The organism is Anatilimnocola aquadivae, assembly GCF_049819085.1.
Classification (GTDB): Bacteria; Planctomycetota; Planctomycetia; order Pirellulales; family Pirellulaceae; genus Anatilimnocola.
This window is the reverse complement of the sequence record NZ_CP187419.1, coordinates 1235114-1258314: the sequence shown is the minus strand read 5'-3', so window position 1 is coordinate 1258314 and position 23201 is coordinate 1235114. Positions and strand designations below refer to the sequence as shown.

Below are 23201 nucleotides of genomic sequence, written 5' to 3'. Positions count from 1 at the left end.
ACGCTTGCCCGCAGAGTATGCTGAAAGTGTAGCAGCGACAAGTCAAACCGCCCGAACTTCAACAAAGCCAATCATGGAAATCTTGCCCGAACACTTGAAGGGTCAATCTCTTTACGACCGCAGCCATCAGAAGCGAACCGAAGCGCTGACGGCTGCAGCGGCCGATCCCAAGTGGGCAGAGACGTGGACCGAACTGGGTCAAGGTGCACCGACCCTCGCCGGCTTGGCCCGCATCTGCAGCACGGCGCTCGCGACCGGCGGTGCGCCCGATCTGCCACTCTCGCTCGAAGCAAAAACGCTGTTGTTTGCTGCCAAGAATTGGGGAACGCTGGAGATCAAGGGTTCGAATCGCGCCTTCGATGCGCCCGGGCGGATGCTCGCCGTCTATGTTGAAGCTGCCGCCGATCGCACGCTTATCTTTCGCAGCCGAGAGAACCCAGCCTTCACGATTCGCTTTCTTGCGGGCTTTCGAGAGCTTTGCCAGGCGGGGCTCGTGATGCATCACATCTATCACGAGTTCTCACTCACGCGAGAAGGCTTCGAGCGGGCTGCCACAATCGAAGCAGCCGAAGTCGAACCTTTGCTCGCGATGGCTACTGACTTGGGCGTGTTCGAGTAAAGCTCAGCAACAGCTTACTTCAGGTTCTTCAAGAAGTCGTTCAGGTCATCTTCGTCCGCAGCTTTGTCGGTCTCTTCGTCCGAAAGGAAGCCAAAGCTGGCGTCGTCATTGGCCGGCGTCTTGTCGGCTGCAGGCTTCGTTTCCGGCGTTTTCGGTGCGGGCGGTTTCGCCGGACCAGCAGGCGTGGTGATGGCCGCTGGCTTGGGCTTCGCGGGAGCAGGAACGGTTTCTGCCGCGCCGTTCTTGCCGGCAGGGGCAGGTTTGGTCGTAACGGGCTTGGTCTTCTCAGCTGCCTCGGAGAAGAGCGGCGCGGCATCCTCCATATCGAAGTCCATTTCGACATCGACTGGTTCAGTCGGCAGCGTATCTTCGACGGCTGGCTTGCGCTGCATTGGTCGGGCGTTGATGGTGCCGTCGGAATCGGTTTCGCTCGAAGGCGTGGCAGGGCCTCTCATTTGTGGTCCGGGGCCTGTCGGTGGAGCCTGACCATCGGACGACTGCTCTTCGTACATCGCACGGAATGTCACCGTGCCAATCGTCAGCAACTGACCAGGGGCCAGCGGAGCGTCCCCTTCGATGCGCTGGTTATTCACGAACGTGCCGTTGAGCGAGCCGAGATCGCGCACCATCAGCGAACCGCTGGCTTCGAAGATTTCGCAGTGCTGGCGGCTGACGAGCGGATGGCGCAGCATGATCGAGCAGTCGCGACCGCGACCTACCGTAGAGGGCAGGCGCAGCTTGACCTCAGGGGTTTTCACATCCCCGCCGACAACCACCAGCGTCACATTCAACGACATCGACAACTCCGCAAACACACGCAGCTGACCCAAGCCTGATCCCAGCTCGCGCCAGCCTTCACGAAAGGAAGTCTCTCAGCCAGAAAGTTCCCGAGCGGGAGGCTGAAAAACCTTGATTTCAAGTCTAACTAGCCCGCCCGTCTATAACAACTGTCTGGCCTGGGTGTGCCTCATTAAGGGGGCCCCAATCTCGGGCGAAAATGTCAGCTGCCAGTGGGCAATTCTAGGGATTGACATTGATCGACCAGCCCAGCGGCCAAGCCGGCGCGACGGGAGCAGCTGCCGGTTGTGTCAGCGCGTCGAGATTTCGCTGCGCTTGAGGATTGCCGGGATTCAGCCGGAGGATATCGCGTTGCGCGGCGATGCAGGCATCGCGGTCGGTTCCTTCACGCAGCAGGAGGTCGCTGAGGACAATACGTGCCCAGGCCAGCTGGGGCGCGCGGGCAATGGCCTTCTCGACCAGCAGGCGAGCTTCCGTCAAGTCACCACGCGTCAGCTTGGCTTCGGCCCGCATCACCAGCGCATAGGGATCACCCGTTTCGCACTTTTCGAGTTGCTTGGCGACATACTCGACATCGCCCCAACGATGCTGCAGAAGGTAGACGTAGCCCAAGTTGACCCAAGCCGGAATCCAGGCAGGCTGTTCGGAGAGCAGCTCTTGAAAGATCTGCTCGGCTGGTTCAAATCGCTGGGTCTCTCGATAGATGCGACCGAGCATCGCGCGAGCTTCGCGGCCATCGTGATAGGTGCTGGCTCCATGCAACAGATACTTGACCCGAGGTGCCTGCAGCAGTTCGCGCAGGCACTGTTCGCCACCCCCCAGATCGTTGAAGTCGCACAGCAGTTCGGCGCGGCGAGTCGTCAGTTCGACATCGAGCGGAAAGGCTTGCAAGCCTTCCGTCGTAAAGCCGAAGGCTTCCTCGCGTCGGCCCAAGCGCACCAGCGTTTCGACGATCAGGGCATACAACCGCCGCACCCAATCGCCGCGCGACTTTACCAACTGCAAGCTCTTGAGCAGATGCGCGAGTGCTTGATGAGCCTGACCGGTGCGCAGGTAGGTTGTGCCCAACAAGAAGGTCGTGACGGGATTCTCCGGATCGGTAGCGTAGTCCATTCGCAGCAGGCGTAGATCGCGATTCGCCTTCCGCTGACAAAGGGCCGGATCGAGATAACCCACGTGTTCAATCCGAATATCGGTCAGCGCTAGTTCATCGCCGGCAGCTTCTATCGCCGGGGTGATCTGCTCGTGCACGCGACCGCTCCAGCGAATCTGAGGCTGATTGCGAAATAGCCGCGTGTGCGAAATGAGGGTTGCCGGTTCGGTGCTGTGCCGACTCGTCGAGACGGTCGTCATCACATACGCACGCTTGGCAGCATCTGCCGATTGCAAGGCGATCTGATTGAACAAGTCGGCCAGCTGATCGCGATTGGTCGCGTCGATTCGGTCGTCGGCGTCGAGCCAAAAAATCCAATCGCCGGTCGCTTGTTCGAGGGCACAGTTGCGCGCCGCAGCGAAGTCGTCGCACCAGGCAAACTCGCAGACCTTTGCACCCAAGTCGGCGGCAATCTCGCGGGTCCGATCGACGGAGCCCGTATCGACCACAATCACTTCGTCAAACAGGGCCTGCACGGGCTGCAGACAGGCGCGCAGGTTGGCCTCTTCATTCCGGGCAATCACGCACAGAGAGATTCGAGGGCGAGAGTTCACAGCAGGTTCCTTCACAGCTGACCGCAGACGATGAGATGAGTCGGATTCAGCCCCGAGGCAATGCGCAGACCAGTGCCGCTCGATTTCAGAGGCCAAATCTCCTGCACCCTTAGGCATTTGCCGTACCGCGACGAATTCGGCCATCGTCCGCTGCCGGTGCGGACTGGCTTTGACGGCCACTAGCGAGCAGGCCAGTGATGTCGATTGCACATAAATCATTTTCCGGTAATTGTTTAGGGCGGATTCCTCCGCTTCGTTGGTCCTTCTGCAGTGGCTTAACAACCCGCAGTCCGAAAAAACGAAATCCCCCGAAGTGGTGACGATTTGTCCGGCCAGCAGCGACAGGTTGTCGCACCTAGCGAGGAGCTGGTCATCACTGGCAGCAGCAACCATAACCACTGAAAATGCTACTTTCCGGGCGATTAATGTCGGCCTGGACCTTGGCGCGAACGCGGCCGTTAAGGAGGGGAACGTCATTTGCCAGGACAAAGCAGCTTCACTTGAGTCCTGCAGCTTGACGGCGTATCCGGCATGAATACCAAGAACGTCCTTGTCCTGGCTCCGCATCCCGATGACGAAAGTCTCGGTTGCGGCGGAACGATCCGCCTGCTGACTCAAGCGGGCAAGCAAGTCGATGTGGTCTTCATGACCCGAGGTGAGAACGGCTGCGATGCTCCGCAGCAGCAAGCCGAACACGTTCACGCGCAACTGGCCATGACCCGCGAAGCCGAGGCCCGCGCTGCTTGCCAATTGCTCGGCGTGTCGAATGTCGAGTTTCTGAGAGGTGTCGACGGAGGTTTGAGCGATCAGCCTCATTTGGCCCAGTCGATTGAGTATCTGCTGGGTGCCGGCAACTATCACCGCATCTTTGCACCTTGGCAGGGCGAAGCGCACCTCGATCACCAGGCGACGTTTCGGATGTTACAGCGGGCCGTCGCCGCCAGTGGAACGACTCCTGCCATCTGGCTGTACGAAGTCTGGACTCCGCTGCAGCCAACCGACTTCGTCCCCATTGATCCGACGATGGCGGCCAAGCGCGAAGCCATCGCCCAGCATGTGAGTCAGCTGGCTTGCCTGGACTACATGAACGCGTTCGTCGGCCTGGCCTCGTATCGAGCCCTCAGTTGCCCACCCTCGCGCTATGCCGAAGCCTTTGTGACCCTCGACACGCCGACCTTTTTGGCGATCAAAGCCTGACGCCTTGAGAATCCTGCCATGTTGAAGCGATTGAACTGGGGCTGTGGCCCGCACAGTCCCTTGGGTTGGGTGAACTCGGATATCGAAGCGGGCGTCGGCGTCGACATCGTTGCCGATATTCGCCGTGGGCTGCCGTTTCCCGATGATCACTTCGATTACATCGTCAGCATTCATGTCCTGCCGGAACTGGCTTATCGTGAACTCGATCCGGCGCTGCGCGAACTGTATCGCGTGCTCAAGCCGGGCGGCGTTCTGCGGCTGTCGCTCCCCGATCTCGATCTGGCCATCGATGCGTACCGTAGCCGCGATGTCGACTACTTTTTGATTGGCGACGACGAGGTGAAAAGTCTCGCCGGCAAGCTGATTGTGCAACTCCTCTGGTATGGCCGCTCCCGCAGCATGTTCACCTGGGAGTTCACTCAGGAATTACTCGCACGAACCGGCTACCGCGAGATTACCCGCTGCAAGTTCCAAGAGTCGGCCAGCGGTCTCGACGGTATCACCGAACTCGATAACCGACCGCTGGAAAGCCTGTTTGTCGAAGCTCGGAAGTAAGCGAGCCCGTCCACAACCGGCAGCAATCGCCGCTACAATCGTTGGATGGAAATAGCGGACGCGAATGTCGACACGACAGACCAGCTGGCGGTGCATCTGGCCCCTTTTGGCCTGCGCGCGTTTCGTCCCGGTCAGCGCGATGTTATCAACGCGGTCTTGGCTCGCAAAGACTGTCTTTGCATCATGCCGACCGGCGGCGGCAAAAGCCTTTGCTATCAGCTGCCGGCCATTGCCCGCAGCGGCTTGACGCTCGTCGTTTCTCCGCTGATCGCGCTGATGAAAGATCAGGTCGACGCCCTGCAATCGCTGGGAATCTCGGCGACGTTCATCAATAGTTCGCTCTCGTTGCCCGAACAGCGCGAGCGGATGGATCGGATGGCTGCCGGAGAGTACCGCCTGGTTTACGTCGCGCCAGAACGTCTGCGCAATTCGCTGTTTGTCGAAAAGCTGCGATCCACCCGCATCGAACTGCTCGCCGTTGACGAAGCCCACTGTATCAGTGAATGGGGGCACGACTTTCGTCCTGACTACGCTCGGCTGGGACAGTTGCGGCAACGGATCGGTACGCCTCCTACCATCGCCCTCACCGCCACCGCGACGCTTAAGGTTCGCGATGACGTGATGCATCAGTTGCAGCTGAAGGAGCCTGAGGTCTTCATCACCGGCTTTGCGCGGACGAACCTCCATTTCGAAGTCACGACCGCTCACAGCCAGACCGACAAGTTTCAGGAACTGCTCGACTTTCTCCAAGCGACGCCAGGCAGCGGCATCATCTACGCCGCGACGCGCAAACGCTGCGGCGAACTGGTCGACATGCTGGCCGATAGCGGACTCAAGCGGAAGGTCGCCTTCTATCACGCCGGCCTAATGCCCGAAGAACGCCGCAGCGTGCAAGAAGCGTTCATGGCGGACCGAGTAGACATCATCGTCGCCACCAACGCCTTCGGCATGGGCATCGACAAGCGCGACCTGCGGTTCGTCGTCCACTACAACATTCCCGGCAGCCTGGAGGCCTACTACCAGGAAGCAGGCCGTGCCGGTCGCGATGGCGAACGCTCGCGCTGCTTGCTCTTGTACAGTTATGCCGATCGGAAGATTCAGGAATTCTTCATCGACAGTTCGTATCCGCCGCCAGAGATCGTCGAAGAAGTCTACGATTACTTGCGCGAGCAGCGCGACGACCCGATCGAACAAACGCTGCAAGAGATCAAAGAAACGCTCAACCTCCCCATCTCCAGCGAAGGGGTGAGCGCTTGCGAGAAACTGCTGGAAGAGTGCGGGGCACTGGAGCGGCTCGATTCGCGGCAGAATCAGGGCGCAGTTCGCATCGATAGCGACTTGCCCTCGCTCGTCGATCTCCTCTCGCGCGATGCCAAGAACCCTCGCAAGGTGCTGCAAGTCATCGAGCGTTTCATGGGGGACGTGCGCGGCGAGCGGGTCTTCATGCGAGCCGAAAATGTCGCCAAAGCGGCCGAGTTGGACCTGCCTGCCGTCAATCGCGCGCTCAAGGAACTCAACAAGCTGCAGGCGTTCAGCTATGTGCCGCCGTTCCGTGGCCGCGCGGTTCACATGTTGGAACGCGACAAGCACTTCAGCGATTTGGGCATCGACTTCAACGAGCTGAATCGGCGGAAGAAGGCCGAGTACGACAAGCTCGATCACATGATCGACTACGCCGAGACTCGCAACTGCCGCCAGCGAATCGTGCTCGATTACTTCGGCGATCCGAGTCCCGGCAATTGCGGCCTCTGCGACAATTGCGGCGGCGTGAAGAGCGTCGGCCGCCTGGCCGCACCGAATGAAAAGCCGATGGCGCTGCACGCGCACGTCGTCGAGGCAGTGCGCATCATTCTCAGTGGAGCGGCCCGCATGAACAGCCGCGGCCGCTTTGGCAAAGGGATGCTGGTCCGCATGCTTTGCGGCTCGAATTCGAAAGAAGTGAAGCAGTTTGGTCTCGCCAAGCTCAGCACCTTCGGCCTGCTCGAATCGCTCAAGCAGCCCGAAGTGACAGCGCTCGTCGATGGCCTGCTGAAGATTCGCCTCCTCAAACAGACCGAACTCGAACGCAACCGCCCGACGATCGAACTGAGCGAAGAAGGAGACGCGGTGATGCGCGGGCAAGTTCCGCTACAACACACGTTGCCCGTCGAGCGCGAAATCCTGCAGCGACTCGCTGCCGCTGGCCCCTTCGTCAGCCATGCTGCCACTCCTGCTCCCACAACGGCCGTCGTTTCCAAGCCGAATGTTTCGCCACCTGCACCCAAACCTCGCGAAGCCCCGCGCACCCCCGAGCCTGACTTCGAGACCGATGCCTTTGAACCATCGTTCGACGAAATCTTCCGCACCGACGAACCAGCGCCCGAAGCGAAGCCGGTTCCCAAGCCGGCCGCACCCGGCGTGCTGCGCAAGCCCGACTTGTTCGATCTGAAGCCAGCCTCCTCATCGTCCCCGAAGAGCATCGTCAAACCTGCATCGCCCAAAACGTCCCCCGCCGCGCACTCGGCCGCCACGGCTTCCACTTCCAACACCAATGGCCAACCTGCCGCCCATCCCGATCATTACTGGACCTGGCGAATTCTGACCGCCGGCTTCTCCCTCGACGAAGCGGCCCAGATTCGCGGCCTCTCCATCTATCAGCTTCGCCAGCACGCCAAGCTCGCCGCGCAAGACGGCTATCAGGTCGAACTCGACTGGCTGGACTAACCGGCAACTCGACCCTTAATCAAATTCTGATCTCTTTACCGCCTAACATCACAGCAACCCGCCCAGATAAGGGAGGTCGGCCTGCCGTAGTGAATCGCGAAAAATGGCGTGGCGCAACCGGGAGAGCGTTCATCGAGGCGTTGGTCGAGAGTTGTCGGCGGGTGGCCGGTCGGATATGGTGAATGGCTCGCAGTGTCCCACCTAATGACTCCCCCTCCACTAGCCAGACTCGCAGAGGAACCGGAATGAAACCGGAAGTGATTCCCGCAGCGGAATTGGAATCCCGCGTCAAAGCAGCCAAGGAACAACTCGACGCCCACGCTTATGAAACGGTGCAGTGGCACTTTCACGAGTCGACGGGTTGCCCGTTCTGGCTCGAAAAGAAGAGCTCGCTCAAGTTCGACCCTCTGAAGGAAGTGAAGAACTTCGACGACATCAAGAAGTTCCCCGAGTTCGAAGACGAATGGCTCCGTGGTGGACCGATCGGCCGCTGGGTGCCAAAGGGTTTGGCCGGTAAGCCGGTGTACGTCTTCGAAACTGGTGGTACGACCGGCATTCCGAAGAGCCGCATGGTCGTGACCGATCATTGGACCGACTACGAGAACTTCAGCGAGACGTTGCCCGAGAAGTATTTTCCCAAGGGTGCCAACTGGCTGATGCTAGGCCCCAGCGGACCTCGTCGGCTACGACTCGCGGTTGAGCATTTGTGCCAACATCGCGGCGGCATCTGCTTCTGCATCGATCTCGATCCGCGCTGGGTCGTAAAGCTGATCAAGAAGGGATGGATGGAACATCTCGAAGCATACAAAGAACACTGCATCGATCAGGCCCTGACCGTGCTCGAAGCGGGGCACGATGTGAAGTGCATGTTCACCACGCCCAAACTGCTCGAAGCTCTGTGCCAGGCACTCGAGAAGAAGGGAAAGACCTTCGCCGATACCGGCATCACCGGCATCTTTAGCGGTGGTACCGAGTTCACGCCTCAGTTCACGCGGTTCGCCATTGAAGAGTACTTTGGTGGTCCGCCGGAAGAGAGCGGCATCTATATGACGCCGACCTACGGCAACACGCTGATGGGTCTCGCCTGCAGCAAGCCGGTGACCAAAGCCGATGGCTTCAAGATCGCCTACTACGCCCCGCAGCCTCGGGCCGTGGTCGAGGTGGTGGAGTTCGACAACTACAATCAGCCTGTGGCTTACGGTGCCTCCGGTCGCGTGAAGCTGACGACGCTCACCAACGAGTTCTTCGTCCCAGGCTTCATGGAGCGAGATGAAGGCGAGCGAGAAACTCCCTACGCTGCTTACCCCTGGGATGGCGTGAGCGGTGTGAAGCCGTGGCGCGGCATTGCCAGTTCGACGACGGTAGGAGTGTACTAGGGGGCTGGGGACTAGGAGCTAGGGCGAAGAAGCGTGTAAGAGTCCGTCCCGCCGCTTGTATAGCTCTAGCTTCGAACTCTGGTTCCATCTGAAAGCCCCTCACCCCAACCCTCTCCCCGGAGTACCGAGGAGAGGGAGTGAAGAAGTAGCTCCCCGCATTTCGCATTTCCCTAAATCCCAGTTCCTAGCCCCTAGCCCCCTCCTATAACCATGCTCAACATTCCTGTGCTCCGTTGGGGCGAACCGTACGAATCGCTGGAAGTCGACGAGATCAAGCACTTCTATACGGGCGAGCCAGTGGCGAAGGTCAGTCAGGCGAATGGCGGCATCGTCAAACGCGATATGACCAAAGCCTGGAAGTGCCGCGACATTCTCCGGCAGTTCCCGATTTCGGACCTCATCGCCAAGCTGAAGATCGCAGCCGATCTTTACGAGAACTCGACGCTGCCAATGGGCGATGGAACGCAATCGCCTGAAGACTTTGTACGGCAACAGTCGTCGACCACAGGTCTGCCCGAAACGCTCTGCCGAGCAAACATTCCGAAGAACAGCTTCGTGCTGCGGAATATGGACAAGATCATGGACTGCCTGACGCGCGGTCTCGATCTGAACATCCTCACCAAGGGTTGGGGGATGGAACATCGGGGCGTGATCGTCAGCTATCAATGCCAGGCTCCGGTGTTGGGCGCTGTGTTGCCCTCGAATTCGCCCGGCGTGCATACGCTGTGGTTGCCCGTAATTCCGTTGCAAGTTGGCTTGGCTCTGAAGCCCGGTTCGCAAGAGCCTTGGACCGCGTATCGCATTGTCTCGGCGTTCACACAGGCTGGCATTCCGAAGGAAGTCTTTGGGCTGTATCCCGGTGGTCACGATGCGGGTGGTGCGCTGCTTGAATGTCTCGATCGCTCGATGATCTTCGGCAGTGCCCAGACCGTGGAGAAGTACAAAGGCAACCCGCGCGTGCAAGCGCACGGCCCAGGCTTCTCGAAGGTGATTCTCGGCGACGACGAAGTCGATAACTGGGAACAGCATATCGACATGATGGCCGAGAGCATCGCCACGAACAGTGGGCGCGGTTGCATCAACTCGTCGGCCGTTTGGGCGTCTCGCCATACGGAAGAGATTGCGGCAGCGCTTGCCGCCAAGCTGGGACCGATCGATGTGAAGCCGCCACAAGATCCCGAGGCTAAACTCGCCGCTTTCACCGTGCCTGGTCAGGGCAAGAGTGTGTGGGGCGTGATCGAACAGGACCTGAAAGAAAGTGGCGTCAAGGACATGACCTCGCAGTACGGCCAGCGGCTTGTCGAGCGCGAGTTGTGTTCGTACCTGCGGCCTGTCATTGCCCACAGCAGTTCGCCCGAGACGGGGATCGTGAAGAAGGAATACATGTTCCCCTTCGCGACCGTGGTGAAGTGCCCGGAGGATCAAATGCTAAAGAAGATGGGCTATACGCTTGTCTGCACGGCGATCACCAAGAACGAAAAACTGATTGCTCAGCTGAGCGATGCCACGTTCATTGATCGGCTGAACATCGGGCCGATTCCCACGACGCGACTGAACTGGCTGCAGCCTCACGAGGGAAGTATCATCGACTTCCTGTACCGCTCGCGTGCCTATCAAGTGGCAGGAGTGTAGTGCAAGGTCCGAGCGCTCTGTGGACCACGCTAACTGCCGTCTCGCGGCTCACCCACCTTAGATTGCCCACCTGATGACCGATTTCGACTTTCAACCCCGCACGCGGATCGTCTACGGTCCGGACAAGCTGGAAATGCTCGGGGTTTTGGCGTCGGAACTGGGTGGCCGGCGGGCACTGGTGGTGAGCGATCCGGGCGTGATCACGGCCGGGCATACCGCGCGGGGCATTGCCTCGCTGGTGCAGGCGGGCATTGAGACGCACCTGTTCGGTGCTGTGCATGAGAACCCCAACACCGACGATGTCGATGCGGGCGTAAAGTTCGCCAAGCGACACGACATTCGCTTGCTGATTGGTCTCGGGGGCGGCAGTGCGATGGACTGCGCCAAGGGAATCAACTTCGTGTTGACCAATGGCGGCGAGGTGAAAGACTACTGGGGCGTTGGCAAAGCACTCAAGCCGATGTTGCCGATGATTGCTGTGCCGACGACCGCTGGCACCGGCAGCGAGACGCAATCGTTCGCGCTCATCAGCGACGCTCAGACGCACGTAAAGATGGCCTGCGGCGATAAGAAGGCTGCCTGCCGCATTGCCATTCTCGATCCGAAACTGACGGTCACTCAGCCACCGCGAGTCACGGCTCTCACGGGCATTGATGCCATTTCGCACGCGCTAGAGACCTTTGTCTGCACCAAGCGGAACGCTGCGTCACTCGCCTTCAGCCGCGAAGCCTGGCGACTGCTCGCGGGAAATTTTGCGCAGGTTCTCAAAGAGCCTACGAACATTGAGGCTCGCGGAGCCATGTTGCTCGGCGCCAGCTTCGCGGGCATTGCCATCGAGAACAGCATGCTCGGTGCTGCTCACGCGCTGGCCAATCCGCTTACGACGCACTTCAACATTCCGCATGGTCAAGCCGTCGGCCTGATGCTGCCGCACGTAATTCGGTTCAATGGCGAGCAAGTCGAAGGCTGGTACCTCGACCTGCTCAGCACCATGCCGGCCAACGGCGCGGGACCGGTCCCGAAAACGGTTGATGAGTTGGCTCACTTTGTCGCGGCTCTGGCGGTACTGGCCGGCCTGAAGATCAAGCTGGAGGAACTGCACGTCGATTACGACAAATTGCCGCAGCTGGCGACCGAAGCGGCGACCCAATGGACCGGCTCGTTTAACCCACGAAAGGTGGGTGCGGACGAACTTTTGTCCCTTTATCAGCAGGCCTTCTGATATAATTCGACCTTGGGTCTTCAACGGACTTTGGTCGACGTTTTCCGGAGTTATGCCATGCGCAGTTCCCACGCTCAGCTTTCACGGCGCGAAGTCTTGGGTGCGTTGGCTGCCGCTCCGCTGCTCGCCTCGCCGTTGCTCTCGCGCGGCCTGCTCGCTGCCGATAAACCGAGTGTCCAGTTGCCCGCCGCGACCGCCAAAAACTGGCCCGTCTTCCGCGGTGATGTGCTGGCCAGCGGTGTAGCTCGCTCCACGATCACCGACTCGCCCGAACAACTCTGGAAGATGCCGGTCGAAGGTGGCGCGTTTGAATCGACGCCAGCCATCGTCGACGGCGTGGTCTACATCGGCGATCTTGACGGCAAGTTCTTCGCCCTCGACTTGCAAACCGGCAAAGAAAAATGGAGCTGGAAGATCGATAGCGGCTTCATGGCCGCGCCGGCCATTCGCGAAGGCTTGATCTATCAGGGTGATATCGACGGCGCCTTCCATTGTCTCGACCTGAGCACCGGCAAAGAGAAGTGGAAGTTTGCTGCCGAAGCCGAAGTCAATTCGAGCGCCAACTTCTGGCAAGACAAAGTGCTGTTTGGTTCGCAGGATCGCTATCTCTACTGTCTGGAAGCGGACAGCGGCAAGCTCGCGTGGAAACATGCCATCGAAGATCAAATCCGCTGCACGCCCACCGTCGTGGGCGATCGCTGTTTCGTTGCCGGTTGCGACAGCAAGCTGCACATTATCGATCTGCTCAAGGGCGAGGGGGCCGCTGAAGTTCCCATCGAAGCGCCCACGGGTGTCACTCCGGCCGTGTTGGGCGATCAAGTCTTCTTTGGTACCGAAGCGGGCGTGCTGTTTGGGGTCGATTGGAAGCAAGCGAAAGTGACCTGGCAAAGCGAAGACAAAGGCGCAGGTCAACCCTATCGCAGTTCACCGGCAGTCATGGACGGAATGGTCATTGTCGGTAGTCGTGGACGCAAGGTCCTCGCTCTGGATCCGGCGAATGGCAACGAACTCTGGAGCTTTGCCACCAAGCAACGGATCGATAGCTCTCCCGTGATCGCTGGTGAGCGTGTCATCGTGGGCGCAGCAGACGGCCGGTTGTACGGCATTGATCGCAAGACCGGCACCGAAGTCTGGCAAAAGCAGGCCACGGGCGGCTTCGTCGGCTCCGCCGGCGTCGCCGATGGCAAGATCGTGATTGCGACCGATCGAGGCACTGTGTACTGCTACGGCAGCAAGAGTTAAGGGGGGATTTGAGAATGTCCACAGCTTCTTCCTTCACAGAAAAGCTCTTCACTGCAGAAGAGTATTGTGCATTGCCCAACGATGATCGCGCGACCGAATTGATCCTGGGAAAGATTGTGGAAATGAATCAATCCGAATCCCGACACGGGTTCTATTGCGTTAACATCGCGTCCGCACTGCGAGCGGCCATCAAAGGCCAAAACTTGGGTCGCGTCGTGAGCAATGACTCGGGCGTTGTCACAAAACGCAATCCGGATAGCGTTCGAGGCGGTGATGTGTTGTTTTACAGCTATAAACGGGTCGCGCCGGGGCCGTTGCCTCGCGGTTACTGGCCCTCTCCCGAGCTGGTTTTCGAAGTTCGCTCACCTTCGGATCGCTGGGTTCCAATCATCGCCAAGATTCAGGAATATCTTGAAGCTAATGTAACGGTGGTGGTCGTTGTCGATCCCGAAGAACAGCGAGTCCATGTTTACGCACATGACAATGCCCCTCAAATTGTCGAAGCACAAGACAATCTCGACCTTGGTCAACTTTTGCCTGACGTACTGCCAGGATGCAAACTGAGTGTCCGCGAATTCTTCGAAGAGTAAGTCTCCGTCTGCATCTTTTCACCCCGCCGCTTCCTTCAGCCCTGACGCTTATTGTGACGATCGAAACCGTTAAAACCGAAATTGGCAGTTACATTATCTCCAACGGTCCGCCGTGGTGTACTGTGTACTGCTACGGCAACAAGGGTTAAGGGGGCAAAGATGTCGACATCATCCGCGTCTGCAACTCCTCAACAGTTCATTACTGCGGCAGAATTGCTGACGATGCCTGACGACGGCCGCGTCACCGAACTAGTGCGTGGGAGAATCATCGAAATGCCACCGGCGGGTTACGGTCACGGCAGATACTGTTTCGCTATCGCTCGCGCCCTGTCAAAGTATCTCGATCAAAACGATTGCGGTCATGTCGCGATTAATGATGCGGGAATTGTTACGGAAACCAATCCCGACTCGGTGCGAGGTGCCGATGTAGCCTTTGGTAGTTACCAGCGAATTCCCAGAGAATCCCCTCCACAGGGATATTGGCCTCGATCGCCCGAGTTGGTCTTTGAAGTTCGCTCTCCTTCCGATCGCTGGGTTAATGTTGTCGCCAAGGTTCAAGAGTATTTGCACGCAGATGTGAAAGTCGTGGCTGTTCTCGATCCCGATGAACGCCGGTTGCATGTTTACGCTCCTGATGCGGCACCTTTTGTGCTCACAGAAAACGATGAACTAAACTTGGGCCAGATCCTGCCCGATATCCTCCCGAATTGCCTACTCGCCGTGCGCGACTTTTTGAAATAGCCATCCGAAAAGCCCGCCTTAAATTGGAAGCACGTTTGCCGTGACTATCGAAACCGTAAAAACCGAAGTTGGCAGTTACTTCATCTCGAACTATCCGCCGTTCTCACAGTGGACGACGGAGGTTTTGCCCGAGATCGAAGCAGCGCTGCATAGTCCGCCGCTGCGCGAGACGCCGCTGGGGCTCTATCTGCATATTCCGTTTTGCCGCAAGCGGTGCAAGTTCTGCTACTTCCGCGTGTACACCGATAAAAACGCCCACGACGTGGAGTACTACGTCTCGGCGCTTTCCAAAGAGATCGAACTGGTCAGTCAACTCCCGGTCATGGGCGGGCGGCCGTTTCGCTTTGTCTATTTTGGTGGCGGAACACCGTCGTTCTTAAGTGCCAAGCAACTCACGTCGCTGGTCGATCGCCTGAAAAAGCATGTGAACTGGGATCATGCCGAAGAGGTTACGTTCGAGTGCGAACCAGGCACACTGTCGGAACCGAAGGTTCACACGCTCAAAGAACTGGGGGTCACTCGGCTCAGCTTGGGTGTCGAAAATTTCAGCGATCACGTGTTAGAAGAGAATGGCCGAGCGCATCTTTCGCCCGAAGTGTACAAGGCTTGGCAATGGATCCAGGATGCCAAGTTCCACAACGTGAACATCGATCTCATCTCCGGGATGGTTGGCGAGACCTGGGACAACTGGAAAGAGAACATCAAAAAGACGATCGAACTGTCGCCCGACAGCGTGACGATCTACCAGATGGAACTGCCGTTCAACACGGTCTATTCGAAGGACATGCTCGGCAATCAGGTCGAAAGCCCTGTCGCCGATTGGCCCACCAAGCGCGCCTGGCTCAACTATGCCTACGACGAAATGCAGGCTGTGGGCTATCACATCTCGAGCGCCTACACGCTGGTGAAAGATCCTCAGAAGGTGAACTTCAGCTATCGAGACAACCTGTGGCAAGGTTCTGATTTGCTCGCGACGGGCGTGGCCAGTTTCGGGCACGTGGCAGGCATTCACTACCAGAACAAGACCGAGTGGGGCGACTACACCAAGACATTGCTCGAAGAGAACAAGTTGCCTCTGTTGCGGGCGATGCGTCCCACTCAGCATCAACTGCTGATTCGTGAATTGATCCTGCTGCTGAAGAAAGGCTACCTCGACGTCAACTACTTCCGCCGCAAGTACAACGTCGATGTGCTGGACGAATTCCGCGATGCTTGGCAGCAGCATCAGTCCGAAGGGATGCTCAATTTCACCAGCGATCGTGTCACGCTCACGCGCGACGGACTGCTGCATGCCGATGCCCTGTTGCCCGCCTTCTTTGAGCCGCAACATCAAGGGGTCCGCTACACGTGAGCGAGCCTTTGACGTTTGAGATGGGGAAATTCGTCGCCGAGTTTCCCGTCGATCGCCTGTACGCGAAGAATCACATGTGGGCCGAGCAACGCGCGGGCCGCCTGCGATTTGGCTTCTCCGCCTACGCCGTGCGCTTACTACAAGATGTCTACTTTCTCGATTGGTCGATCGATGCCGGGACCGACCTGAAAGAGAAACAAGAGATGGGAAGCATCGAGAGCAAAAAAGCCGAGAGTAGCCTCTATTCGCCGGTTGCCGGTCACCTGGTCGAGTTCAATCCAGAGTTGCTCTCCGATCCGTCAGCCATTAACGTCGACAAATATGGCAAAGGCTGGCTCTTCGAGATTGAACCTGCCGACACAACGCCCAGCCCGCTGCTAACCCCGCCGCAATACCTGGAACACTTGGCCGCCGTGTGGGAAGTCACCCAGCGGACGATCAAGGGACAGATGAACGAATAGCCGCTGCCCCAATGTGCGGCTAAACTAGGTGATCGGGCTCGCCGCACTGAGTCAGCAACTCGCCCGCCAACTTCGCGTCCTTCTCGGTTGAACGAACATCATGGCCAAACGCATCGCCGTCGTCCTCTCGCAAGGCCAGAGCCAACATCCGGCCAAGCGCCAGATGGAAGAAGACATCGCTGCTGCCCTCCTCATGGAGCCCGGCATCGATCTGGTCATTGTCCCACACCTGTACGATCTTAAGCCCGATGGCACCGGCACTCTCGCGTTGACCAACATCAAAGGCAACATGATCGTCCTGGCCTGGCTCTTCGATCGCGCCACGCGCTGGACGCTCGATCGGATGGGCATTCGGGGCAAAGAAGGTACTTCTCTCCTCAAGTCGGCGGATGAAGAAACGGACGAGGACGAGGAAAGCGATACCGCCGAAAGTGAGGAAGCGGCAGCCGCCGAGAAAACTCGCGTCAACGATTCGCGCGATCTGCCCAATCGCAAAATCTATTGCCTCGACCTGCGCGTGCAACCGAAGGCCGAAGCGTTTGTGGAAGAGGTAAAGCGGATTGCCCGTGAAGCCTCGATGCAACTGCTCGGGCTGGGTGGACTCGGCGGCATGGGGAGTAAGCCGGCTGGTCCTTCGCCGGCGGCACTCGCTCGCTTTGCCGAGCCGACAAATTCGACGGCTTTGCCCATCATCGGCCCCCCGAATCTCGCGCCAGTGAACGCACCGTTTTCGTTCCTGACGGAAAGCAAGTCGGCCGATGCGAAAGGCGAGACTCCGTCGCAGATCATTCGCATCGAAGAAGTGGGAGATCGTCGTTGGTACCCGGTCATCGATTACAGTCGCTGCACCAATTGCATGGAGTGCATCGACTTCTGCCTGTTTGGAGTTTATGGTCTCGACGGGGCCGATACGATTCTGGTCGAGCAGCCCGATAACTGCCGTAAAGGATGCCCGGCGTGCAGTCGCGTTTGCCCCGAGAACGCGATCATCTTTCCCCAGCACAAGACTCCGTCGATTGCTGGGTCGCCGGAAGTTGCGGGCAGCATGAAGATCGACCTGTCGCGCCTGTTCGGTGCTCCCGATACGGGCGAATCAGCAGAACAGGCTGCGATTCGCGAGCGTGACGAGCAGTTGCAACTTGCTGGCCGCACTGCCGTCGGGGCGACAGTGGGGTTGCCCAAGCGTCAGGGTGGCAGTTCTCAGCCTAAAGACGAGCTCGATAGCCTGCTCGATAAGCTGGACGAGCTCGATATCTAGTTGTGGCTACGGATTAGTTCCTGCTCCTTTCTTTCGCGCTGCCGATCCTCGGTAAAGCGGCCAAATGCGCTATTTCTTGCCTGCCTGCGCAAATTGCTTGGTTGCGTCTTGCCAGGGATTCGCCTGTCTGTCACAATCCGCCTCCCATCGGCTGACTCCGATCCCACAAAGGCTATTTTGGGGCGGTTCTTGCCCCATAGAGCTCTTCCGGCTATGTTAAGGGCCCAGGCCGCGTAGGCGCTCCTCTCCCCGCCTACTCGGTCTGTTGTTTGCGTGCCTTGATGGCTAGTGTTCCTGCCCGTTCCCTCGCCCATTCACGTCCTAGAAGTTGATCATGCGCAATGTTATCTCGCTCGTGCTGGGCGGCGGTCGCGGCACTCGTCTGTATCCCTTGACCAAGTTCCGTTCAAAGCCTGCGGTGCCGCTCGCGGGCAAGTATCGGCTCATCGACATTCCGCTGTCGAACTGCATCAACAGCGGCCTGAATCGCATGTACGTGCTGACGCAGTTCATGTCGGTCAGCTTGCACCGGCACATTCGCCAGACGTACCGTTTCGATCACTTCAGCGGTGGCTTTGTCGAGTTGCTGGCTGCCCAGCAAACCACGAACGACGAGAAGAAAGACTGGTACCAAGGAACCGCTGATGCCGTGCGCAAGAACCTGCGCTATCTGCAACAGCCTGGTATCGACTACGTGCTGATTCTCTCCGGCGATCAACTGTATCGCATGGACTATCAGCAGATGATCAAGACGCATCAAGAAAGCAAAGCCGACGTTACCATCGCGGGCATCCCCGTCGATCGCGAAGCTGCCAAGGGCTTCGGCATCATGCGCATCAATGACGAAGGGCGCGTGCAAGGCTTTTTGGAGAAGCCGCAAACGCACCAAGAAATGGACATGGTCAAGATGGAACCCAGTTGGATCGATGCCCGCGGCATCGCCAGCAAGGGGCGCGACCTGATCGCCAGCATGGGCATCTATCTGTTCAATCGCGACATGCTCGTCGAAGCCCTCGAAAAGACCGACTATCCAGACTTCGGCAAAGAAATCTTCCCCGCCGTCGTGCGTTCGAAACGCGTGATGCTGCACATGTTCGATGGCTACTGGGAAGACATCGGCACGATCAAAGCGTTTTATGAAGCCAACCTGAGCCTCGCCGGCACACATCCGCCGTTCGATCTCTCGGCAGCCGTCGCGCCGATTTACTCGCGTCCACGGTTCTTGCCACCGACCATGTTCGACGGCGCTACCATCAAGCGTAGCTTGATTGCGGACGGTTGCCAGATCGGCCAAGGGGCGGTGATCGAGAACAGCGTGATCGGCTTGCGGACGATCATCGGCGAAGGGGTTACCATTCGTAACACGGTCATCATGGGTGCCGATGCTTACGACACCGATGGCGTGAAGCGAAAACATGCCGGAGCTGGCACTCCGCAGCTGGGTATCGGCGATCGCTCGTATATCGAAGGGGCGATCATCGACAAGAATGTTCGCATTGGTAAAGGCGTGCGGATCGTCAACGAGCAACACGTCGAAAACCGTGGCGAAGACGAAGCCTGTATCATCCGCGACGGCATCCCCTGCGTTGTCAAAGACGGCATGATTCCGGACAACTTCCGGCTGTAAAACGGGCTCGCCTAGTAGTAGGTAGGGGCTAGGCCAATTGGGCCAGCACGTAGGGGCCCTTGGGAATGACGGCGACCTTCGCGGTAGGGCCGTATTCGGCGAGTGAATCAGCGACGGCTTGTTCGATGCTGGGGGCCCATTCGACGAACAGGCCGCGGAGCGTTTCGGCAGGCAGCCCATCGGTAACGACCTTCACGCGGGCTTTGCGCCGGACCTTGGCCAACTCTTCAAGCTGCCATTGATCCATGACGAAGTAACCTTCGCCCGTGATGCGCTGCATGAAGCCTTCGAGCGTGCTGTTCTCGCGAAACAACTGCTGAAACTGCGGGCTGCCGATCCCTTCGCTCATGCTCGCGCAGAGGATGATGGTGCCGCCCGGCTTGATGATCGACAGGGCCCCATTCATGCCCTTCACGGCTTGATAGAAGGTAGTATCGAGTGGATAGCCCGCTCCGCTGGTGACGACAATCTCCACGGGCTCGGGCAAATAGTCGCGCACCACCTGGCTGCAAAAGGCGACTCCTTCGGCAAAGGCAGCCAGCATGTCGCCGGCGACAAACTTGAGCGGACGACGTAGCGCGTCGATGATCACGTTGACGATAAAGTCGCAGCCTGCACGCTGGGCGATCCAGGTGTTCTCTTCATGCACCGGGTTGCCGTCGAGCGAGCCACTTTCCGCTTTGGGATGCTCCAGGAAGGCCGGGCCGTGCCAGACCTTCACCGTTTCGAGGGCCGCGAGTCCTGGGCAGATGAGTTTGCGCCCGCCGGAATAGCCCGCCATGAAATGGGGCTCGATCAGCCCGATGGTGATCTTCAAATCGGCCTGCACATAGCGAGTATCAATCCAGATTGGCACGCCGCGCGGACTTTCGCCCAGATAGGTATGCTCGTCACGATTCTGGCCCCGGTGATCTTCCACGCGATAGTTGGCGACGATCTCGCTGCCAACCATTTCGAGCTTTTCTTCCGGCGTGCTTTCGCGGTGCAGTCCGGTGGCGACCAAGATGAGAATGTCTTGCCGCTGAATGCCGCTGGCTTCCAGCGTGGCGAGCAAGGGGCGTAGGATCAGTTCGTTGGGAACTGGGCGAGTGATATCGCAGATGGCGATGCAGCAGGTTCGTTTGCCGGCGGCGATTTCCGCCAGCGGCTGGGTGCCGATGGGCTGAGCGAGGGCTTCAGCGAGCGACGCAATTGGATCGGGCAGTGGCGGGGCGTCTTTGTAGTGCAGCGTGCGAACGACGCGGTCCGCAGGCAGGTCGGCGTAAAGTCCCGTGCGGCCATACTCGAGCTTGACGCGCATGGCGACACCTCGGGAAGTCTTCGATGAGCAAGCGAAACCGCACACGGACCGATCTCCTCGCACAAGTTGCGCGAGGAGAATTGCAGGTCGATGCCTGAATTACTTCTTGGCAGCGGGCTTTGCAGCCGCGGCGGCTGGCTTGGCTGCAGCGCCACCCTTGGCTCCGCCCTTGGCTGGAGCAGCCTTGGCGTCGGCACCTTCTTCGGTCTTGACCTTCTTTTTCTTCTTCATCGAGAGCTTCATGACGCGGACCTTGGGCAAGCCCAGGACCTTGTCGCCATCCTTGAACTTGTCGGCGGCCTTGAGTTGTTCCACGCGTTCGGCCCGGGTCAGCACGTTCCGGTTCTGACTACCGCTGCCCTTAACCTTCAAGCTCTTATCAATCGTCATGACTGCATCTCCCGGCCGCTCGTCAGCGGGCCGTCTCAAAAATCGGTCTTTAAAAATCTGTGAAAACGGGCCCCGGCAGCTGCCAAAAAGGGAGTTTTCCACGGTGTTTTCAGCCAGGTTGATTCGTCCCAAGGTCCACGTGCGCAAGTGGTTCCTGTGAGGCGAATCGACCATTATAGGAATGCCCCCGCAGGTTCGCAACGGGAACTAAAGGCTGGTAGTGGGCTAATTGAAGAGGAAACAGCCGATCGAATCGCCAGCGGCGAACTCATCGCCACCGCAGCTCGGCGGAAGCTTCCCAAGGCTCGCATGACCTGCTTGCGTGAGCGGTTGCAGTCCCCGCTCGCGCGTGACCAGACTAGTCGCTGAATGATATATAATTATCACGGACATGCTATGGACATTAGACTGCAATGCGATTGACAAGTGAGGCTGAGATGGAGAGCGACTCTGTAAATAACATTCGCTTCGTGTGGATTCTTAAGTCGGCAACACGCGGCCAGGGACCATCACACCAAGGGAAACAGGCCTGCCATTGCCGTGCGTAGAAAGGCGAGATTCGGCACTGTTCAGGTGGGTCAAAAGGGGGGCGAAAAGTGGTTATCAACTGGTTATCAAGAAATCGCAGTGATCGCTGATTTTATTGACATAAACACCTTTAAATAAAGACCTTGTGACGATCCGGAAAATCGACAAAACGCTCGAAAAAGTTATCGCCCCGAGCCCTGTTCAGTCGGCTTGGTGAACAGAAACAGGAAGGGGAAGTTACCTTCCATTCGACAAAACGGAACTCGAGGCGGGAATTGCGTCGTGATAATTTAGACATAACCGCTTGTCAAAAAGCCTGCCACGCATACCATAGTGGTAGTTCCGCAGCACACTGTCGCCTGCCTGGATTGACGAACCGTGACTGAAGCCACTGAAACCTCCGACCTGCAAATCGTGGATTTGCTGCGTAAGCAGTCGGCCCTCAGTGTGTCACAACTCATTTCGCAGACAGGCGTTACGGCAACTGCTGTGCGCCAGCGATTAACTCGACTGCTGTCGCAGGGCCTGATCGAGCGTGAAGCTCTCACCGGCGGCCGCGGTCGACCAAGCCATAAGTACAAACTGACGGAACTGGGACGCCGCTCGGCGGGAGCCAATTTCGCCGATCTGGCGGTTGCCCTCTGGCAGGAAGTGCGGGAAATCAAAGACCAAGAGATTCGCCGCGGGCTGCTCAAGCGGCTCAGCAAGCGGATGGCCGAAAGCTATGCCGAGCACATCCACGGCGATTCGGTCGGCGAACGCATGGAATCGCTGGCGGAGATGTTCACGGCCCGGCAGATTCCGTTTGAAGTCAAACACGTTCCCTCGACCTCGCTGGATAATGGCCACGAACGAAGCCTGCCGGTTCTGAGCGCCCATGCCTGTCCCTATCCGGACTTGGCCGAGCAGGACCAAAGTATTTGTGCCATGGAACGGATGATGTTTTCCGAGTTACTGGGCGAAAACGTGAAGCTGGCCAGTTGCCGGTTGAACGGTGACCACTGCTGCACTTTTTCCCCGACGGCGTTTTCTCCAGAGTCGATTTCACCTGTCTCTATTTCCAACGGGCCGCTGGCCGAAGTGCCTGCAACTGCGGTATCCTGACGAGCTTGCCGCAGCTGGCAATTTCGCCAGTTTTACGGCCCGGCAAAACGAACATCCAACACGCGTAAGAAGAACAAAATGTCGACTCAACCTTGGATCGAAGCTCGCATTGAAGAAGGTGTGTTCACCACCACGCTCGAGCAGGCCATTAACTGGGCTCGCCAGTCGAGCATTTGGCCCATGACCTTCGGTCTGGCCTGCTGTGCGATCGAAATGATGGCCGCTGGTGCCAGCCGTTACGACATGGATCGTTTCGGTGCCGGTGCCTTCCGCGCCACGCCTCGCCAAGCCGACCTGATGATCGTAGCCGGCACGGTGACCTACAAAATGGCCAGCCGTGTTCGCCGCTTGTACAACATGATGCCCGACCCGAAGTTCGTCATTGCCATGGGTGCCTGCACCGTCGGTGGTGGTCCTTACTTCAAGTGGGGCTATCACGTGGTGAAGGGCGTCGACCTGGTCGTGCCCGTCGATGTGTACGTTCCTGGTTGCCCGCCCCGCCCAGAAGCTCTGCTCGAAGGGCTGATGCGCATCCAAGACAAGATTCGCGGTCACAAAATCGGCAAGCAACGTCAGACCGGCGAAGCTGGTTGGCTCACGCTTGGTCAGAAGAGCGAAGACGAATTGCCCATTCCGCATCACTCGGGTTTTGTGTCGACCGACGTCGACAAGACGCCCGTTTACGATCACCAGAAGATTACCGGTTAATCCTTGCTGCTTAACCCAAGCGCTTGCTAGGGTTGATCAGCATCGAGAGTGTATTTTCAGTTCAACGGCCGCAAGCGGCGCGGTTAAACAGT

General features: G+C 58.5%; 20 protein-coding genes. 16 read left to right on the top strand and 4 right to left on the bottom strand.

The features are described 5' to 3' along the window. Positions 1-73: 73 nt before the first annotated feature. The gene (locus NA78x_RS04935; RefSeq protein ID WP_425617314.1) at positions 74-619 is read left to right on the top strand and encodes a hypothetical protein; all 546 of its coding nucleotides are present in this window, start codon (positions 74-76) and stop codon (positions 617-619) included. Between the two features lie 14 nt (positions 620-633). Here the strand turns inward: NA78x_RS04935 and NA78x_RS04930 are convergent, their stop codons facing one another. Together NA78x_RS04930 and NA78x_RS04925 are read right to left on the bottom strand one after the other, a co-directional pair. Continuing rightward, complete coding sequence (locus NA78x_RS04930) at positions 634-1416, bottom strand: FHA domain-containing protein (RefSeq protein ID WP_425617313.1); 783 nt, start codon at positions 1414-1416, stop codon at positions 634-636. A gap of 223 nt (positions 1417-1639) precedes the next feature. Next, complete coding sequence (locus tag NA78x_RS04925) at positions 1640-3124, bottom strand: glycosyltransferase (protein ID WP_425617312.1); 1485 nt, start codon at positions 3122-3124, stop codon at positions 1640-1642. A gap of 531 nt (positions 3125-3655) precedes the next feature. Here NA78x_RS04925 and NA78x_RS04920 point away from each other — a divergent pair. The 13 genes from NA78x_RS04920 (at position 3656) to NA78x_RS04860 (ending at position 19079) form a co-directional block, all read left to right on the top strand. Next, a complete protein-coding gene (locus NA78x_RS04920) occupies positions 3656-4321 on the top strand; it encodes a PIG-L deacetylase family protein (protein ID WP_425617311.1) in 666 nt (221 codons plus the stop codon). An 18-nt stretch (positions 4322-4339) separates the two neighbouring features. Continuing rightward, entirely contained in the window at positions 4340-4876 is a 537-nt protein-coding gene (locus NA78x_RS04915; protein WP_425617310.1) for a class I SAM-dependent methyltransferase, read from the top strand. Between the two features lie 45 nt (positions 4877-4921). Beyond that, positions 4922-7579, top strand: a complete 2658-nt coding sequence (locus NA78x_RS04910; protein ID WP_425617309.1) for a RecQ family ATP-dependent DNA helicase — start codon at positions 4922-4924, stop codon at positions 7577-7579. A gap of 245 nt (positions 7580-7824) precedes the next feature. Further along, positions 7825-8955, top strand: coding sequence for a hypothetical protein (locus tag NA78x_RS04905; RefSeq protein ID WP_425617308.1), 1131 nt, complete (start codon positions 7825-7827; stop codon positions 8953-8955). A gap of 210 nt (positions 8956-9165) precedes the next feature. Further along, a complete protein-coding gene (locus tag NA78x_RS04900) occupies positions 9166-10587 on the top strand; it encodes an aldehyde dehydrogenase family protein (RefSeq protein ID WP_425617307.1) in 1422 nt (473 codons plus the stop codon). 73 nt (positions 10588-10660) lie between these two features. Then, positions 10661-11809, top strand: a complete 1149-nt coding sequence (locus tag NA78x_RS04895) for an iron-containing alcohol dehydrogenase (RefSeq protein WP_425617306.1) — start codon at positions 10661-10663, stop codon at positions 11807-11809. Positions 11810-11866: 57 nt separating this feature from the next. Then, a complete protein-coding gene (locus NA78x_RS04890) occupies positions 11867-13051 on the top strand; it encodes a PQQ-binding-like beta-propeller repeat protein (RefSeq protein ID WP_425617305.1) in 1185 nt (394 codons plus the stop codon). Between the two features lie 14 nt (positions 13052-13065). After that, positions 13066-13641, top strand: a complete 576-nt coding sequence (locus tag NA78x_RS04885) for a Uma2 family endonuclease (protein ID WP_425617304.1) — start codon at positions 13066-13068, stop codon at positions 13639-13641. A gap of 159 nt (positions 13642-13800) precedes the next feature. Then, entirely contained in the window at positions 13801-14382 is a 582-nt protein-coding gene (locus tag NA78x_RS04880) for a Uma2 family endonuclease (RefSeq protein ID WP_425617303.1), read from the top strand. Between the two features lie 40 nt (positions 14383-14422). Beyond that, positions 14423-15733: a coproporphyrinogen-III oxidase family protein gene (locus tag NA78x_RS04875; protein WP_425617302.1), complete on the top strand. Its 1311-nt coding sequence runs from the start codon at positions 14423-14425 to the stop codon at positions 15731-15733. Next, positions 15730-16194 carry a glycine cleavage system protein H gene (locus NA78x_RS04870; protein ID WP_425617301.1) on the top strand — a complete coding sequence of 155 codons (465 nt, stop codon included), beginning with the start codon at positions 15730-15732 and terminating at the stop codon, positions 16192-16194. Before NA78x_RS04875 ends, NA78x_RS04870 begins: the two co-directional genes overlap by 4 nt. A 100-nt stretch (positions 16195-16294) precedes the next feature. Further along, entirely contained in the window at positions 16295-17452 is a 1158-nt protein-coding gene (locus NA78x_RS04865; RefSeq protein WP_425617300.1) for an ATP-binding protein, read from the top strand. A gap of 334 nt (positions 17453-17786) precedes the next feature. Further along, positions 17787-19079: a glucose-1-phosphate adenylyltransferase gene (locus tag NA78x_RS04860; protein WP_425617299.1), complete on the top strand. Its 1293-nt coding sequence runs from the start codon at positions 17787-17789 to the stop codon at positions 19077-19079. Positions 19080-19107: 28 nt separating this feature from the next. Here the strand turns inward: NA78x_RS04860 and larA are convergent, their stop codons facing one another. Then, positions 19108-20379, bottom strand: a complete 1272-nt coding sequence (gene larA, locus NA78x_RS04855) for a nickel-dependent lactate racemase (RefSeq protein ID WP_425617298.1) — start codon at positions 20377-20379, stop codon at positions 19108-19110. Between the two features lie 99 nt (positions 20380-20478). Then, positions 20479-20769, bottom strand: coding sequence for a small basic protein (locus tag NA78x_RS04850; protein WP_425617297.1), 291 nt, complete (start codon positions 20767-20769; stop codon positions 20479-20481). A 906-nt stretch (positions 20770-21675) separates the two neighbouring features. Here NA78x_RS04850 and NA78x_RS04845 point away from each other — a divergent pair. Both NA78x_RS04845 and NA78x_RS04840 read left to right on the top strand, forming a co-directional pair. After that, positions 21676-22401 (top strand): helix-turn-helix transcriptional regulator, encoded by a 726-nt coding sequence (locus NA78x_RS04845; protein WP_425617296.1) that lies wholly within the window; start codon positions 21676-21678, stop codon positions 22399-22401. Positions 22402-22479: 78 nt separating this feature from the next. Then, positions 22480-23109, top strand: coding sequence for an NADH-quinone oxidoreductase subunit B (locus tag NA78x_RS04840; protein WP_425617295.1), 630 nt, complete (start codon positions 22480-22482; stop codon positions 23107-23109). Positions 23110-23201 lie beyond the last annotated feature (92 nt).

Coding starts and splice junctions, on each gene's coding strand:
- NA78x_RS04935 (WP_425617314.1), top strand. CDS start 74: ATGGAAATCTTGCCCGAACACTTGAAGGGTCAATCTCTTTACGACCGC.
- NA78x_RS04930 (WP_425617313.1), bottom strand. CDS start 1,416: ATGTCGTTGAATGTGACGCTGGTGGTTGTCGGCGGGGATGTGAAAACC.
- NA78x_RS04920 (WP_425617311.1), top strand. CDS start 3,656: ATGAATACCAAGAACGTCCTTGTCCTGGCTCCGCATCCCGATGACGAA.
- NA78x_RS04915 (WP_425617310.1), top strand. CDS start 4,340: ATGTTGAAGCGATTGAACTGGGGCTGTGGCCCGCACAGTCCCTTGGGT.
- NA78x_RS04910 (WP_425617309.1), top strand. CDS start 4,922: ATGGAAATAGCGGACGCGAATGTCGACACGACAGACCAGCTGGCGGTG.
- NA78x_RS04905 (WP_425617308.1), top strand. CDS start 7,825: ATGAAACCGGAAGTGATTCCCGCAGCGGAATTGGAATCCCGCGTCAAA.
- NA78x_RS04900 (WP_425617307.1), top strand. CDS start 9,166: ATGCTCAACATTCCTGTGCTCCGTTGGGGCGAACCGTACGAATCGCTG.
- NA78x_RS04895 (WP_425617306.1), top strand. CDS start 10,661: ATGACCGATTTCGACTTTCAACCCCGCACGCGGATCGTCTACGGTCCG.
- NA78x_RS04890 (WP_425617305.1), top strand. CDS start 11,867: ATGCGCAGTTCCCACGCTCAGCTTTCACGGCGCGAAGTCTTGGGTGCG.
- NA78x_RS04885 (WP_425617304.1), top strand. CDS start 13,066: ATGTCCACAGCTTCTTCCTTCACAGAAAAGCTCTTCACTGCAGAAGAG.
- NA78x_RS04880 (WP_425617303.1), top strand. CDS start 13,801: ATGTCGACATCATCCGCGTCTGCAACTCCTCAACAGTTCATTACTGCG.
- NA78x_RS04865 (WP_425617300.1), top strand. CDS start 16,295: ATGGCCAAACGCATCGCCGTCGTCCTCTCGCAAGGCCAGAGCCAACAT.
- NA78x_RS04860 (WP_425617299.1), top strand. CDS start 17,787: ATGCGCAATGTTATCTCGCTCGTGCTGGGCGGCGGTCGCGGCACTCGT.
- larA (WP_425617298.1), bottom strand. CDS start 20,379: ATGCGCGTCAAGCTCGAGTATGGCCGCACGGGACTTTACGCCGACCTG.
- NA78x_RS04850 (WP_425617297.1), bottom strand. CDS start 20,769: ATGACGATTGATAAGAGCTTGAAGGTTAAGGGCAGCGGTAGTCAGAAC.
- NA78x_RS04840 (WP_425617295.1), top strand. CDS start 22,480: ATGTCGACTCAACCTTGGATCGAAGCTCGCATTGAAGAAGGTGTGTTC.